Source organism: Zobellella endophytica, assembly GCF_003012775.1.
GTDB lineage: Bacteria > Pseudomonadota > Gammaproteobacteria > Enterobacterales > Aeromonadaceae > Oceanimonas > Oceanimonas endophytica.
The window spans coordinates 17,108-30,917 of sequence record NZ_PXYG01000007.1 but is presented as its reverse complement, the minus strand read 5'-3'; the positions used below and the strand labels follow the sequence as shown (position 1 = coordinate 30,917).

The 13,810-nt window shown below is 62.0% G+C and carries 12 protein-coding genes and 4 tRNA genes; 15 read left to right on the top strand and 1 reads right to left on the bottom strand.

From position 1 onward, the window contains the following. Positions 1-19 precede the first annotated feature (19 nt). The 5 genes from orn (at position 20) to C7H85_RS14665 (ending at position 1,425) form a co-directional block, all read left to right on the top strand. Entirely contained in the window at positions 20-565 is a 546-nt protein-coding gene (gene orn / locus C7H85_RS14685; protein ID WP_106730450.1) for an oligoribonuclease, read from the top strand. Positions 566-791: 226 nt separating this feature from the next. Further along, positions 792-867, top strand: a tRNA-Gly gene (locus tag C7H85_RS14680). 52 nt (positions 868-919) lie between these two features. Beyond that, positions 920-995, top strand: a tRNA-Gly gene (locus tag C7H85_RS14675). A gap of 139 nt (positions 996-1,134) precedes the next feature. After that, a tRNA-Gly gene (locus C7H85_RS14670) sits at positions 1,135-1,210 on the top strand. Between the two features lie 139 nt (positions 1,211-1,349). Further along, positions 1,350-1,425 (top strand) — tRNA-Gly (locus C7H85_RS14665). A 75-nt stretch (positions 1,426-1,500) separates the two neighbouring features. On the opposite strand, the gene queG is transcribed toward C7H85_RS14665, so the two are convergent. Then, positions 1,501-2,628, bottom strand: coding sequence for a tRNA epoxyqueuosine(34) reductase QueG (gene queG, locus C7H85_RS14660; protein WP_106730613.1), 1,128 nt, complete (start codon positions 2,626-2,628; stop codon positions 1,501-1,503). Here queG and C7H85_RS14655 point away from each other — a divergent pair. From C7H85_RS14655 to C7H85_RS14610, 10 genes are all read left to right on the top strand, one after another. Next, on the top strand, positions 2,627-4,162 hold the full coding sequence (locus C7H85_RS14655) for an NAD(P)H-hydrate dehydratase (RefSeq protein ID WP_106730449.1): 1,536 nt from the start codon (positions 2,627-2,629) through the stop codon (positions 4,160-4,162). The two genes, queG and C7H85_RS14655, sit on opposite strands and share 2 nt — an antisense overlap. After that, positions 4,122-4,592 (top strand): tRNA (adenosine(37)-N6)-threonylcarbamoyltransferase complex ATPase subunit type 1 TsaE, encoded by a 471-nt coding sequence (gene tsaE / locus C7H85_RS14650; protein ID WP_106730448.1) that lies wholly within the window; start codon positions 4,122-4,124, stop codon positions 4,590-4,592. The genes C7H85_RS14655 and tsaE overlap by 41 nt, the downstream gene beginning before the upstream one ends. Then, complete coding sequence (locus tag C7H85_RS14645; protein WP_106730447.1) at positions 4,589-5,905, top strand: N-acetylmuramoyl-L-alanine amidase; 1,317 nt, start codon at positions 4,589-4,591, stop codon at positions 5,903-5,905. The genes tsaE and C7H85_RS14645 overlap by 4 nt, the downstream gene beginning before the upstream one ends. A 1-nt stretch (position 5,906) precedes the next feature. Further along, entirely contained in the window at positions 5,907-7,667 is a 1,761-nt protein-coding gene (mutL, locus tag C7H85_RS14640) for a DNA mismatch repair endonuclease MutL (protein ID WP_106730446.1), read from the top strand. Further along, positions 7,657-8,601, top strand: a complete 945-nt coding sequence (gene miaA, locus C7H85_RS14635) for a tRNA (adenosine(37)-N6)-dimethylallyltransferase MiaA (protein ID WP_106730445.1) — start codon at positions 7,657-7,659, stop codon at positions 8,599-8,601. Before mutL ends, miaA begins: the two co-directional genes overlap by 11 nt. 36 nt (positions 8,602-8,637) lie before the next feature. Further along, positions 8,638-8,904 carry an RNA chaperone Hfq gene (gene hfq, locus C7H85_RS14630; protein WP_106730444.1) on the top strand — a complete coding sequence of 89 codons (267 nt, stop codon included), beginning with the start codon at positions 8,638-8,640 and terminating at the stop codon, positions 8,902-8,904. A 75-nt stretch (positions 8,905-8,979) separates the two neighbouring features. Continuing rightward, positions 8,980-10,266, top strand: coding sequence for a ribosome rescue GTPase HflX (hflX, locus tag C7H85_RS14625; RefSeq protein WP_106730443.1), 1,287 nt, complete (start codon positions 8,980-8,982; stop codon positions 10,264-10,266). 45 nt (positions 10,267-10,311) lie between these two features. Continuing rightward, complete coding sequence (gene hflK / locus C7H85_RS14620) at positions 10,312-11,481, top strand: FtsH protease activity modulator HflK (RefSeq protein ID WP_106730442.1); 1,170 nt, start codon at positions 10,312-10,314, stop codon at positions 11,479-11,481. A 3-nt stretch (positions 11,482-11,484) separates the two neighbouring features. Next, positions 11,485-12,372: a protease modulator HflC gene (gene hflC / locus C7H85_RS14615; protein ID WP_106730441.1), complete on the top strand. Its 888-nt coding sequence runs from the start codon at positions 11,485-11,487 to the stop codon at positions 12,370-12,372. Between the two features lie 127 nt (positions 12,373-12,499). Beyond that, on the top strand, positions 12,500-13,798 hold the full coding sequence (locus C7H85_RS14610) for an adenylosuccinate synthase (protein WP_106730440.1): 1,299 nt from the start codon (positions 12,500-12,502) through the stop codon (positions 13,796-13,798). The last annotated feature ends 12 nt before the right edge of the window (positions 13,799-13,810 follow it).

Genomic DNA, 13,810 nt, shown 5'->3' with positions numbered 1-13,810 from the left:
ACGCCCTTAGAGACGCAACATGAGCCAAAATGCAGAAAATCTGATCTGGATTGACCTGGAGATGACCGGTCTGGAACCCGATGAGCACAGAATCATCGAAATCGCCAGTATCGTCACCGACAAGGAGCTTAACGTGCTGGCCGAGGGGCCGGTGCTGGCTATCCATCAAGGCGCTGCCGAGCTGGCCAAGATGGATGAATGGAACGTGCGTACCCACACCGGCACCGGGCTGGTGGCCCGGGTGCAGGCGAGCCGGGTGAGCGAAGCCGAGGCGGTGGCGCAGACCCTGGCGTTCCTGCGCCAGTGGGTGCCGGAGAAGACCTCGCCGATGTGCGGCAACTCCATCGGCCAGGATCGACGCTTCATGGCCCGCCATATGCCGGAGCTGGAGGCTTTTTTCCATTATCGCAATATCGATGTCAGCACCATCAAGGAGCTGGTGCGCCGCTGGCAGCCGGCGCTGCTGGATCAATTCAAGAAAGCCGGCACCCACCAGGCGCTGGACGATATCCGCGAATCCATCGGTGAACTGCAGTTCTACCGGCAGCAGGTGTTCAAAATCTGAGTGATTTTTGCCCGTTTGCCGGTTAATTCAGCAAACAATAAGCGGGGGCGAAAAAAATCTTGCATTCGATCAATCGGCTCGTATAATTCGCCTCCCGTAGCCAGCCGGAATTGTGAAGCAAAATGCTGGTTACGATAGGGTTTATGCGGGAACAGTTCAATGGAGCTGACCTTGCTGAAGCTGATGAAGGTTGCAAACGGCCCGATAGAGAAGTTAAAAATATTTTGCGGGAATAGCTCAGTTGGTAGAGCACAACCTTGCCAAGGTTGGGGTCGCGAGTTCGAGTCTCGTTTCCCGCTCCAAATTTCAGTGATGCGGCTCATCAAAGCGGCATTGAAAGTAGTAAAGTATTTTGCGGGAATAGCTCAGTTGGTAGAGCACAACCTTGCCAAGGTTGGGGTCGCGAGTTCGAGTCTCGTTTCCCGCTCCAAATTTCAGTGATGCGGCTCACCAAGGCGGCATTGAAAGTAGTAAAGTATTTTGCGGGAATAGCTCAGTTGGTAGAGCTGGACCTTGCTGAAATTGATGAGGGTCGCGCCGCGGCCCCATGCACAAGTTAAAAGTATTTTGCGGGAATAGCTCAGTTGGTAGAGCACAACCTTGCCAAGGTTGGGGTCGCGAGTTCGAGTCTCGTTTCCCGCTCCAAATTTCAGTGATGCGGCTCACCAAGGCGGCATTGAAAGTAGTAAAGTATTTTGCGGGAATAGCTCAGTTGGTAGAGCTGGACCTTGCTGAAGTTGATGAGGGTCGCGCCGCGGCCCCATGCACAAGTTAAAAGTATTACGCGGGAATAGCTCAGTTGGTAGAGCACAACCTTGCCAAGGTTGGGGTCGCGAGTTCGAGTCTCGTTTCCCGCTCCAAATCAAAAGAAACCGACCTCAGGGTCGGTTTTTTTGTGGCTGAAAGCCGCCTCGATATATCAAGCCAGACCGGGCTTAACGGGCATGATCCGGCATGCCCTTGTCCACGACGCGGATCAACCGTTCGGTCTTGCGATCCGCCCGGGCCAGCCCTTGTCGCTGTTGCGCCAGGGCCCAGTCGATATGTTCCCGCACCAGCTCGTCCGCCGTTTCCCGCTTCTGTTCCAGTGCTTGGATGATCTGTTCCGAGGCGGGGGCGTTGCCCAGGGCCACGGCGATATTGCGCAGCCAGCGGCGATGGCCGATGCGGCGGATGGGGCTGCCTTCGGTCATCTTCAGGAAGTGAGCTTCGCTCCAGGCGAACAGGGCCAGCAGCTCGGGGGCATGGAGATCGTCCCGGGCGGCGAAATCCGGCTCCCGGCTGGCATCGGCGAAGCGATTCCAGGGGCAGATCAGCTGGCAGTCGTCGCAGCCGTAGATACGGTTGCCCAACAGCGGCCGCAACGGCTCCGGTATGGGGCCGTCCAGCTCGATGGTGAGATAGGAAATGCAGCGCCGGGCGTCCACCACATAGGGCGCGACGATAGCGCCGGTGGGGCAGGTGGTGATGCAGGCCACGCATTTGCCGCAGCCTTCCTCTACCGGGGCGTCTACCGGCAGTGGCAGGTTGACCAGCAGTTCGCCCAGAAAGAAGAAGGACCCTTGCTGACGGTTGAGCAACAGCGAGTGCTTGCCCACCCAGCCGATGCCGGCCTTGGCCGCCAGCGGCCGCTCCAGTATCGGCGCCGAATCGACGAAGGGGCGGGCGACAAGCTCTTGGGCCTGCTCGGCTATCCGGTCGGCCAGCTTCTTCAGCCGGCCGCGCAGCACCTTGTGGTAGTCCCGGCCCAGGGCGTAGCGGCTGATATAGCCCTTGTCCGGGTCGCTCAGTACCCGGGCGATGGCGGCCTGCTCCGGCAGGTAGTTCATGCGCACCGAGATCACCCGCAAGGTGCCCGGCAGCAGTTCCTGGGGGCGTGTGCGCATCATGCCGTGGCGGGCCATGTATTCCATCTCGCCGTGATAGCCCTTTTCCAGCCAGTCGGCCAGCAGGGGCTCGTGGGCGGCCAGGTCGGTATCGGTGATGCCCACCTGGTCGAAGCCTAGCTCTGCTGCCCAGAGCTTGATATCGTGAGCCAAAGCGGCAAGGTCGGGAGCGGTCATGAGCATTATCGGTCTGGAAAAGCCCCATAGTCTAACACAGTCGCTCTGGCTCTCGGAGCAGATCCGGGCCGGAGAACGGCAAGCGGCGGCATCCGCCGGCATCGCCCTGTTCGAACTGATGTCCCGGGCCGGGCTGGCGCTGTTCGAACTGGCCCGGCGGCAATGGCCACAGGCCCGTCACTGGTGGGTGTTCTGCGGCGGCGGCAATAACGGCGGCGACGGCTATGTGGTGGCGCGGCTGGCGCGGGCGGCGGGCATTCGGGTGCAACTGGTGCAGCTGGGGGACGCTCAGGCGCTGACTGGCGATGCGGCCACCGCCCGGGATCATTACCGGGCCGATGGTGGCGCCATCGAAAGCCTGGAGGCCCTGCAGGACAGTCCTGATCTGATCATCGACGCCCTGCTCGGCACCGGCCTCAAGGGAGAAGTCCGCGCACCCGCCAGGCGCTGTATCCGGCTGATCAATTTCACGGCGGCGCCGGTGCTGGCGGTGGATCTGCCGTCCGGACTCTGTGCCGACACCGGCCGTATTCTGGGCGAGGCGGTGTCGGCCAGCGTTACCCTGTCCTTCGTCGGGTTGAAACCGGGGTTGCTCACTGGGCGGGGCCCCGATGTTACGGGCCTGTTGCTGCTGGCGGATCTGGGCATTCAGCCCAGGCTGCGGCAGGTGCCGGTGGCGGAGCTGCTGCAGTGGCAGCGGGTCCGGCGATGGCGTCCCCGGCGGCGGCGGGGGGCACACAAGGGGGAGGCCGGCCGGTTGCTGGTAGTGGGGGGCAATGCGGGCATGAGTGGCGCGGTGCGCCTGGCCGGCGAGGCGGCATTGCGCTGCGGGACCGGCCTGGTCCGCATCGTCAGCCACCCGGCCATGGCGCACTGGCTGAATCTGTCGCGCCCGGAGCTGATGACGGCGGCCTTTCCCGGTTTCAGCCACTGGTCCTGGGCCGATGCCCTGGTACTGGGGCCGGGGCTGGGCCGGGACGACTGGGCCGGTGCCATGTTCGAGGCGGCCATCGGCGGTGGTATGCCCATGGTGATCGATGCCGATGGACTGCATCTGCTGGCCGCCGGTCGCGCTGCCTTGCCCGAGAACAGGCCGTGGGTGCTCACGCCCCATCCGGGGGAGGCGGCGGTGTTGCTGGGAGTCCCGGTGGCGGAGATCGAGGCGGACCGGCTGGCCGCGGTGCGCCACCTGCGGGAACAATATGGCGGCGTGGTGGTCTTGAAAGGGGCCGGCAGCCTGATCGCGGATGAGCAGGGTGTCAGTTTATGTCATTATGGCAACCCGGGCATGGCATCGGGCGGCATGGGCGATCTGTTATCTGGTATAATCGGCGCCTTTCTGGCCCAGGGCCTGGATCCCGCCCGGGCGGCGCGTCTGGCGGTGTGCCTGCATGGCCTGGCCGGCGATATGGCCGCCCAGAATGGGCGTCTTGGCCTGCTGGCCTCGGACTTATTATCTCCAATCAGAACGCTGATCAATCAAGCAGACGAGCATGACAACGACACACAAATGGACACAGGTACTGGCCGATGAGGCCGCGACGCTGGCGCTGGGGCAAACCCTGGCCCGGGCCTGCACCGAGGCGACGGTGATCTTCCTGCACGGTGCCCTGGGCGCGGGCAAAACCACCTTCAGCCGGGGATTCATCACCGCCCTGGGGCACGAAGGCAAGGTGAAAAGTCCTACCTATACCCTGGTCGAGCCCTATCGGACGGCACGCTGGCAGGTGTATCATTTCGATCTTTACCGCCTTGCCGATCCGGAAGAATTGGAATATATGGGAATTCGTGATTATTTTTCTCAAGACAGCCTGTGCCTGGTGGAGTGGCCCGAGCAGGGCAGCGGCATGTTGCCGCCGGCGGATCTTGATATTACCCTCGGCTACCGGGGCGAGCGACGCGAAGCGACGCTGCACGCGGTCAGCCCGGTCGGCAAGGCGTTGCTGGAGAAAATTCAAGCGTGAAGTCGATACTTGCCTTTTTCTGCGTGTTATTCAGTGTGTCGGCCTGGTCCAATCAGCTGGAAAGCATCCGTGTCTGGCCTTCCCCCGACAATACCCGCATCGTGCTGGACATGGGCTCGGCGCCGGCCTACGACTATTTTCTGCTCAACGACCCCCATCGACTGGTGGTCGATCTGAACCAGACCCAGAACCGGGTCAGTTTCGCTGCCATCGGCAACAACAGCGAGCTGATCACCAAAATCCGCGACAGCAAGCCGCCGGCGGCAGGCAGTTTCCGACTGGTGTTCGAGCTGAAGGCGGCGGTCAAGCCGGTGGTCTTTCCGCTGGCGCCGGCGGGGGATTACGGCCATCGCCTGGTGATCGATCTGCCTTATGAAGATCAGAGCCGGGCCCCGCAGCAGGTGGTGCGCCAGGCCACCCCGGTCGGCCAGAAAGAAATCGTGGTGGCCATCGATCCCGGCCACGGGGGAGAGGATCCGGGGGCCATCGGGCCGAAGAAAAACCGGGAGAAACACATTACCCTGGCCATTTCCCGTCGCCTGGCTGAGCTGATCAACAAGGAGCCGGGCATGCGGGCGGTACTGACCCGTACCGGTGATTATTTTGTGAACCTCAACCAGCGTTCGGAAATCGCGCGCAAGGCCAAGGCCGACCTGCTGTTGTCGATCCATGCGGACAGCGTGGCCAACAGCGGTCCGCGTGGCGCCTCGGTCTGGGTGTTGTCCTCCAACCGGGCCAACCGGGAGATGGCCGGTTGGCTGGAAAAACAGGAACGCCAGTCGGAGCTGCTTGGCGGGGTGGGCGAGGTGATCTCCCAGGCCGACGGCAACCCCTACCTGACCCGGACCTTCCTCGATCTGTCGATGGACAGGTCCCGCGCCGACAGTTACGCCATCAGCGAGCACATCCTGTCCGCCATGGGCAAGGTGGTGAGGTTGCACAAGAGCAAGCCGGAGCACGCCAGCCTGGCGGTGCTCAAGTCGCCGGACATCCCCTCGCTGCTGATCGAAGCGGGTTTTATTTCCAACCCCCAGGAAGAGCAGTTGCTGCTGACCGCTGCACACCAGCAGAAGGTCGCCCAGGCGGTGTTCGGCGGGGTCAAATCCTACTATCGGCAGAACCCGCCCAGCGGCACCATGGTGGCCAGCCAGTCGGTGTCCCAGGCCGCTCGCCAGCACACGGTGCGCACCGGCGAGAGCCTGTCGCTGATCGCTCAGCGCTACGGGGTGTCGGTCAGCCGGCTCAAGGGTCATAACCAGCTGCAATCGGACGTGGTCAAGGTAGGCCAGATACTGGATATTCCAAGCAGCTGATATGCCGATTCAGATATTGCCAGCACGGCTGGCCAACCAGATAGCCGCCGGCGAAGTGGTGGAAAGGCCGGCGTCGGTGGTCAAGGAACTGGTGGAAAACAGCCTGGATGCCGGTGCTACCCGCATCGAGGTGGATATCGAAAAGGGCGGTGCCAAGCTGATCCGCATCCGCGACAACGGCGGCGGCATCGCCAGGGACGAACTGACTCTGGCGTTGTCGCGTCACGCCACCTCCAAGGTCAGCACCCTGGAAGATCTGGAGCAGATCCTGAGCCTGGGCTTCAGGGGTGAGGCGCTGGCCTCCATCAGTTCGGTGGCCCGGCTGGTGCTGACCTCCAAGCCGGCGGCGCAGTCCGAAGCCTGGCAGGCGATGGCCGAAGGGCGGGACATGGCGGTCAAACTCCAGCCGGCGTCGCACCCCGACGGCACCACTGTGGAGGTGACGGATCTGTTTTTCAACACCCCGGCCCGGCGCAAGTTCCTGCGCACGGAAAAAACCGAGTTCGGCCATATCGACGAGGTGATCCGGCGCATCGCGCTCAGTCGGTTCGATGTCAACCTGACCCTCAGGCACAACGGCAAGCCGGTGCGCCAGTACCGGGCGGGCAAGCTGCCGTCGCAGCAGGACAAGCGCCTGGCGGCGGTGTGTGGACCGGCCTTTATCGCCTCGGCGCTACGGCTCGACAGCGAACACCATGGGTTGCGCCTGTGGGGCTGGCTGTCGCCGCCGGAGGCGGCCCGCCCCCAGCCGGACCTGCAGTATACCTACGTCAACGGCCGCATGATGCGCGACAAGCTGCTCAACCACGCGGTGCGCCAGGCCTATGGCGAGCGGCTGCCGGCGGACGGCTATACGGCCTTTGTGCTGTACCTGGAGCTGAATGCGCGGGAGGTGGATGTGAACGTGCATCCGGCCAAGCATGAGGTGCGCTTCCACCAGTCCCGGCTGGTCCACGATTTCATCTACCAGGTGCTGGCCCAGGCGCTGGAGCCGGTGCCGGCGGCCAGGGCCGCGTTTTCCGAAGAGCCCCGCGCCGATTACGACGAGGGCTCGTCGCCCCGCTCTGCTCCGGCGTTTCAGACGCCGTCCCATGGCTACGGTGCCGGCAGCGGTATCGGCCGCCGGGAGTGGCAGGGCATGAACAGCCTGCTGACCACCCTGGCGCCCGAGCGACCGGCCACGACGCCGTCGCCGGTGGCGGCCCCGGCCTCCGACAGCCAGCCGCTGATGGTGATGCGGGAGCGGGTGCTGGTGGTGCTGCATCGGCAGCGGCTCTGGCTCTGTGATCTGAATGGCGCCAGGGCCTACCGGGATGGCCGGGCCCTGCTCGACGTCTGGCAACAGGGGCTCACCCCGCAGCCGCTGCTGTTGCCGATCAGCATTCCCCTGGACCAGGGGCAGAAGGCGGCGCTGGAGCTGCATGCTCCCTTGCTGCACACCCTGGGGCTGGAGTTGAAAAGCGGGGGTAAAGACACCATTATCCTGACCCGGGTGCCGCAGCCGTTGCGTCATGCGGATCTGGCCCGGCTGTTTCCCGTGTTGCTGGAGCGGCTGCAGGGGGAAGAAGACCGTCGGCCCGAGGCGCTGTGCCAGTGGCTGGCGCGGCAGGGCAGTACGGTGCCGGCATCCTGGTCGATGGCCGAGGCGGTGGCGCTGTGGCAGGGATTGCAGGCGCTGTTGCCGGCATCGCCGGACGAGCTGCCTTTTCTCCAGGCAGTCTCCCTGGAGCAACAACTAGATAGGTGGATGGATGGGGACTAAGCCCCTGGCAGTCTTTTTGATGGGGCCAACGGCCTCGGGCAAGACCGATATGGCCATGGCATTGTGCCGTGAACTGCCCTGCGAGCTGATCAGCGTCGACTCGGCACTGGTCTATCGTGGCATGGATATCGGCACGGCCAAGCCGAGCGCGGCGGAACAGGCGCTGGCGCCCCACCGGCTGATCGATCTGCTGGATCCCAAAGAGGCCTACTCCGTGGCCGATTTTCGTCGCGATGCGCTGGCGGCGATGGCGGAGATCACCGCCGCCGGCCGGATCCCGCTGCTGGTAGGGGGCACCATGCTCTATTTCAAAGCGCTGCTGGATGGGCTCTCGCCCCTGCCCGGCGCCGATGCCGCGGTGCGGGCACGGATTGAACAGGAAGCGGCACAACTGGGCTGGGAGGCGTTGCACCGCCAGTTGGCGGCGATCGACCCCGTCTCCGCGGCCCGTATTCATCCCAACGATCCGCAGCGGTTGTCCCGGGCGCTGGAGGTTTTTCGTATTTCCGGTAAAACGCTCACAGAATTAACACGGCACAAGGGTGATTCCCTGCCTTACAAAGTGTTACAGTTCGCGATTGCACCCAGGGAGAGGGCCGAGCTGCACCGGCGCATTGCCGAGCGCTTTCGCCTGATGCTGGACAGGGGCTTCGAACAGGAGGTGAGGGCGCTGTACCGGCGCGGTGATCTGCACCCCGATCTGCCCTCCATCCGCTGCGTGGGCTATCGCCAAATGTGGGATTACCTGGACGGGGTTGTCGGCTATGATGAAATGACGGAGCGGGGTATCGCCGCGACCCGACAACTCGCCAAGCGGCAGCTCACCTGGCTCAGGGGATGGCCGGATCTGCACTGGCTGGATACCGATAACAACGCGGCGGGTCGCGACCTGGTTGAGCGGGTCCGGCAGGCTCATAATGAAATACAACAATAACAATTTTCCACTATTACAAAAGATAAGGACAACAAGATGGCTAAGGGACAATCTCTTCAGGACCCGTTTTTGAATGCGCTGCGACGTGAGCGGATCCCCGTCTCTATTTATCTGGTAAACGGCATCAAGCTGCAGGGGCAGGTTGAATCTTTCGACCAATTCGTGATCCTGCTGAAAAACACCGTCAGTCAGATGGTGTACAAGCATGCGATCTCCACCGTGGTACCGGCCAGGCCGGTACATCACCAGGCACCGTCGACCGGCGGCCCGGATCAGCCCGAATCTGAGCAGGGTCAAGACTGAACTTGAATTATCGCCACTTTTATCCATGCCGCGTAGCAGTGCCAGGCAGGCTATCGACACGATGGAGGAGCCCCCTTGTTTGAGCGTTATCAAGGTGGTGAGTCCGCCATTTTGGTTCATATCAATTTTGCCGACGACAGTGAACGGGAAGCGCTCGACGAGCTCGAACTGTTGGCCGATTCCGCCGGGGTCAGTACCTGTGCGGTGGTGACCTCGAGCCGGGGAGCCCCCCAGTCCAAGTTTTTTATTGGCACCGGCAAGGTGGAAGAGCTGGCCACCCTGGTGCAGATGCACCAGGCGGACGTGGTGATCTTCAACCACAGCCTGAGCCCGGCTCAGGAGCGCAACCTGGAGCGGGAGGTCAAGTGCCGGGTGCTGGACAGAACCGGTCTTATCCTGGATATCTTCGCCCAGCGCGCCCGCACCCACGAGGGCAAGCTGCAGGTCGAACTGGCCCAGCTGCGCCATTTGTCTACCCGGCTGGTGCGGGGCTGGACCCACCTCGAGCGGCAGAAAGGCGGGATCGGTCTGCGCGGGCCGGGTGAAACCCAGTTGGAGACGGATCGTCGGTTGCTGCGCGAGCGCATCAAATACATCCAGAAACGGCTGGAGAAGGTGTCCCGCCAGCGTGAACAGGGGCGCAGGGCGCGGCAGCGCAACGAGATCCCCACCCTGTCCCTGGTCGGCTACACCAACGCCGGCAAGTCGACCCTGTTCAATCGGCTGACCCAGGCCGGGGTCTATGCCGCGGATCAGCTGTTTGCCACCCTGGATCCCACCCTGCGCAAGATTGAACTGCCCGATGCCGGCACGGTGATCCTGGCCGACACTGTCGGTTTTATCCGCCACTTGCCCCACGATCTGATCGCGGCCTTCAAGGCGACCTTGCAGGAAACCCGTGATGCGGATTTATTGCTGCACGTGGTGGACTGCGCCGATGAACAGATGCAGGACAACATCCACGAGGTCAAGGCGGTACTGGAGCAGATCGACGCCGATGACGTGCCGGTGCTGATGGTGTTCAACAAAATAGACAAGCTGGAGCAGCCCACGCCCCGTATCGAGGACGACGAACAAGGCCAGCCGCGCTCGGTGTGGCTGTCGGCGCAACAGGACACCGGGATCGACGGCCTACTTGAGGCCTTGAATCGTCTGCTGGCCGGGGTACTGGTCGAGCACCGGTTGACCCTGCCGCCCTCGGCGGCGAAGCTACGCAGCCGGCTTTATGCCCTGAACGGAGTGGTGGCCGAGTCGTTTGGCGAGCATGGCGAGTTCGTGGTCGACATCCGGCTGCAGCATGCGGACTGGCAACGACTGGTCAAACAGGAAGGCGAACAGCTAGAGCGCTTTATAAGCGGTTGATTGCTTGGTAAAGTTACTTCACAAACCAGAAAGACGGAGATACACATGGCTTGGAATGAGCCTGGAAATGGTGGCAAAGACCGTGACCCTTGGGGGAATAACGGCAAACATCAAGGCCCGCCAGATCTGGATCAGGTGATTCGTAACCTGAGTAGTAAATTAGGGGGGCTGCTGGGCAGCCGTGGCTCCGGGAGCGGTGGCGGCGGTATCGGCTCTTTCGGTATTGTGGTGGCGCTGGTGATCGCCGTGGTGGTGTGGGTGGTCAGTGGCTTCTACACCATCGGCGAAGCCCAGCGCGGTGTGGTGCTGCGTTTCGGCAAGTTCTACCAAACGGTGGAGCCGGGCTTGAGCTGGAAAGCCACCTTTATCGACCGGGTCTATCCGGTGGATGTGGAAACGGTGCGTTCCCAGCCGGCCTCCGGTTTTATGCTGACCCGGGATGAAAACCTGGTACGCGTCGAAATGGACGTGCAGTACCGGGTGATCGAGCCCCGTGACTATCTGTTCAACGTCACCAACGCCGACGACAGCCTGCATCAGGCGCTCGACAGTGCCCTGCGTTATGTGGTGGGTCACAGCACCATGGACGACGTGCTGACGGTCGGCCGTGAGCGGGTCCGTCAGGAAACCCGTGAACTGCTGGAAACCATCATCGAACCCTATCAGCTGGGGCTGATGATCCTGGATCTGAACTTCCTGCCGGCCCGTCCGCCGGAGGAAGTGAAGGATGCCTTCGATGACGCCATCGCCGCCCAGGAAGACGAGCAGCGCTTTATCCGGGAAGCCGAAGCCTATGCCCGGGAGATCGAGCCCAAGGCCCGTGGTCAGGCCCAGCGCCTGTTGCAGGAAGCCGAGGCCTACAAGGAGCAGATCGCCTTGCGGGCCGAGGGTGAAGTAGCCCGCTTCCGCGAGCTGCTGCCCCAGTACCAACTGCAACCCGAGCTGACTCGTGAGCGTATCTACCTAGAGACGATGGAAGAGATCTACAGCAAGGTCAACAAGGTGGTGGTGGACACGCCGGATGGCAACAACAGCCTGCTCTACCTGCCGCTGGACAAGATGATGGAACAACAGGCCAGCCGGGCAGCCAGGGTGGATCCCAACATCATTACCTCTGACTACCTCAACGGCAATGTGTCCTCCAGTCAGGACAGCGGCCAGTTGAGACCGAGCTCAGACAGAAACAGCATTCGTCCGACAACGGGGAGAAACTAAGCGATGAAAAGAGTATTAATCGTGGTTCTTGCCCTGTTTGCCATCCTGCTTTACTCCTCGATATTCGTGGTGGCCGAGGGCGAGCGGGGCATAGTGCTGCAATTCGGTAAGGTCAAGCGCGAGCAGGACTCCGAGCTGCCGACCGTGTACCAGCCCGGCCTGCACTTCAAGGTGCCGATGATCGATCAGGTACGCAAGCTCGACTCCCGGGTGCAGACCCTGGACGACCAGGTGGACCGTTTCGTCACCTCCGAGAAAAAGGATCTGATCATCGACTCCTACGTCAAGTGGCGGATCGACAACTTTGCCCAGTACTACCTGGCCACCGGTGGCGGTAATCGCCTGCAGGCGGAAAGCCTGCTGCGTCGGCGGATCAACAACAGCCTGCGTTCCGAGATCGGTAGCCGCACCATCCGCGACATTGTTTCCGGCGAGCGGGGCGATGTGATGGAAAGTGCGTTGAAGGGCCTGCTGGAGTCGTCCTCCGAACTGGGGATCGAGGTGCTGGACGTACGAATCAAGCAGATCAACCTGCCGACCGAGGTGTCCAGCTCCATCTACCAGCGGATGCGCGCCGAGCGGACCGCTGTGGCCAGGGAGCACAGATCCGAAGGTCGCGAACAGGCCGAGGTGATCAAGGCCGAGGCGGATCGTTTGGTGACGGTGATGATCGCCGAAGCCCAGCGTAATTCCCGCACCCTGCGTGGTGAAGGGGATGCCGAGGCGGCGCGGATCTACGCCAACGCCTACTCGGCTAATCCGGAGTTCTTCTCCTTCATTCGCAGCCTCGAAGCCTATCGCAAGAGCTTCGAGCAAGGCGGCGACATGATGATCCTGAAACCGGAAGGCGACTTCTTCCGTTTCCTGAAGAATCCATCGGGGATCAACTGATGATACCAAGCCCGGGCAACCGGGCTTTTTTCTGCGCGATTTTTTCCCCCGATCTCCTGCTTCGATTATTCCGACCTTGGTCAAAATTTGTTAGACTCCATTTTTAACAACTCAACAGTTAGTGAAAATGGGACAAAACGTTGTTGTACTAGGCACCCAGTGGGGTGACGAAGGCAAGGGTAAGGTCGTCGACCTGCTGACTGACAAAGCCCGTTATGTTGTACGTTATCAGGGAGGCCACAATGCCGGCCATACCCTGGTCATTGACGGTAAGAAAACCGTTCTCCATCTGATCCCCTCCGGTATTCTGCGTGACAACTGTACCTGTGTGATCGCCAACGGCGTGGTGCTGTCGCCCGAAGCCCTGCTGAAGGAAATGGCCGGTCTCGAGGACAGCGGCATTCCGGTACGCGAGCGCCTGGTGCTGAGCGAAGCCTGTCCGCTGATCCTGCCGTACCATGTGGCCATGGACATCGCCCGGGAAAAAGCCCGTGGCGCCAAGGCCATCGGCACTACCGGTCGTGGCATCGGTCCGGCCTATGAAGACAAGGTGGCCCGCCGCGGCCTGCGCGTCGGCGACCTGTTCGACATGGCCTCCTTCGCCGACAAGCTGAAAGAAGTGGTGGCCTACTACAACTTCCAGCTCACCGGCTTCTACGGTGCCGAAGCGGTGTCTTACGACGAGGTGCTGGAGCAGGCCAGGGGCTATTCCGAACTGCTCACCAGCATGGTGGTCGATGTGACCGACATGCTGGACAAGGCCCGCCTGAACGGCGAGAAAATCATGTTCGAAGGGGCTCAGGGCACCCTGCTGGACATCGACCACGGCACTTACCCCTATGTGACCTCTTCCAACACCACTGCCGGCGGTGTGGCCACCGGCTCCGGTTTCGGCCCCTGCTACCTGGATTATGTGCTGGGTATCGTCAAGGCTTACACCACCCGGGTCGGCTCAGGTCCTTTCCCCACCGAGCTGTTCGACGAGGTGGGCGAGTATTTGGGCGTGAAAGGCCACGAGTTTGGCGCCACTACCGGCCGCAAGCGTCGTACCGGCTGGTTCGATGCGGTGGCGATGAAGCGGGCCATCCAAGTCAACTCCATCTCCGGCTTCTGCCTGACCAAGCTGGATGTGCTCGACGGCCTGAAAGAAGTGAAGATCTGCGTGGGCTACCAGATGCCCGACGGCTCGGTGAAAGACGTACCGCCGATGGCGGCGGAAGGTTATGAAACCGTCAAGCCGGTGTACGAGTCCATGCCCGGCTGGAGTGACAACACCTTCGGCGTGACCGCGGTGGAAGGCCTGCCCCAGGCGGCCCGCGATTACATCAAGCGCATTGAAGAGATCACCGGTGTACCGGTGGACATCATCTCTACCGGTCCGGATCGTGCCGAAACCATGATCTTGCGTCATCCGTTCGAAGCCTGAGCCAAGACGTAA

Coding starts and splice junctions, on each gene's coding strand:
- orn (WP_106730450.1), top strand. CDS start 20: ATGAGCCAAAATGCAGAAAATCTGATCTGGATTGACCTGGAGATGACC.
- C7H85_RS14655 (WP_106730449.1), top strand. CDS start 2,627: ATGAGCATTATCGGTCTGGAAAAGCCCCATAGTCTAACACAGTCGCTC.
- hflC (WP_106730441.1), top strand. CDS start 11,485: ATGAAAAGAGTATTAATCGTGGTTCTTGCCCTGTTTGCCATCCTGCTT.
- hflK (WP_106730442.1), top strand. CDS start 10,312: ATGGCTTGGAATGAGCCTGGAAATGGTGGCAAAGACCGTGACCCTTGG.
- mutL (WP_106730446.1), top strand. CDS start 5,907: ATGCCGATTCAGATATTGCCAGCACGGCTGGCCAACCAGATAGCCGCC.
- hfq (WP_106730444.1), top strand. CDS start 8,638: ATGGCTAAGGGACAATCTCTTCAGGACCCGTTTTTGAATGCGCTGCGA.
- C7H85_RS14610 (WP_106730440.1), top strand. CDS start 12,500: ATGGGACAAAACGTTGTTGTACTAGGCACCCAGTGGGGTGACGAAGGC.
- tsaE (WP_106730448.1), top strand. CDS start 4,122: ATGACAACGACACACAAATGGACACAGGTACTGGCCGATGAGGCCGCG.
- miaA (WP_106730445.1), top strand. CDS start 7,657: ATGGGGACTAAGCCCCTGGCAGTCTTTTTGATGGGGCCAACGGCCTCG.
- queG (WP_106730613.1), bottom strand. CDS start 2,628: ATGACCGCTCCCGACCTTGCCGCTTTGGCTCACGATATCAAGCTCTGG.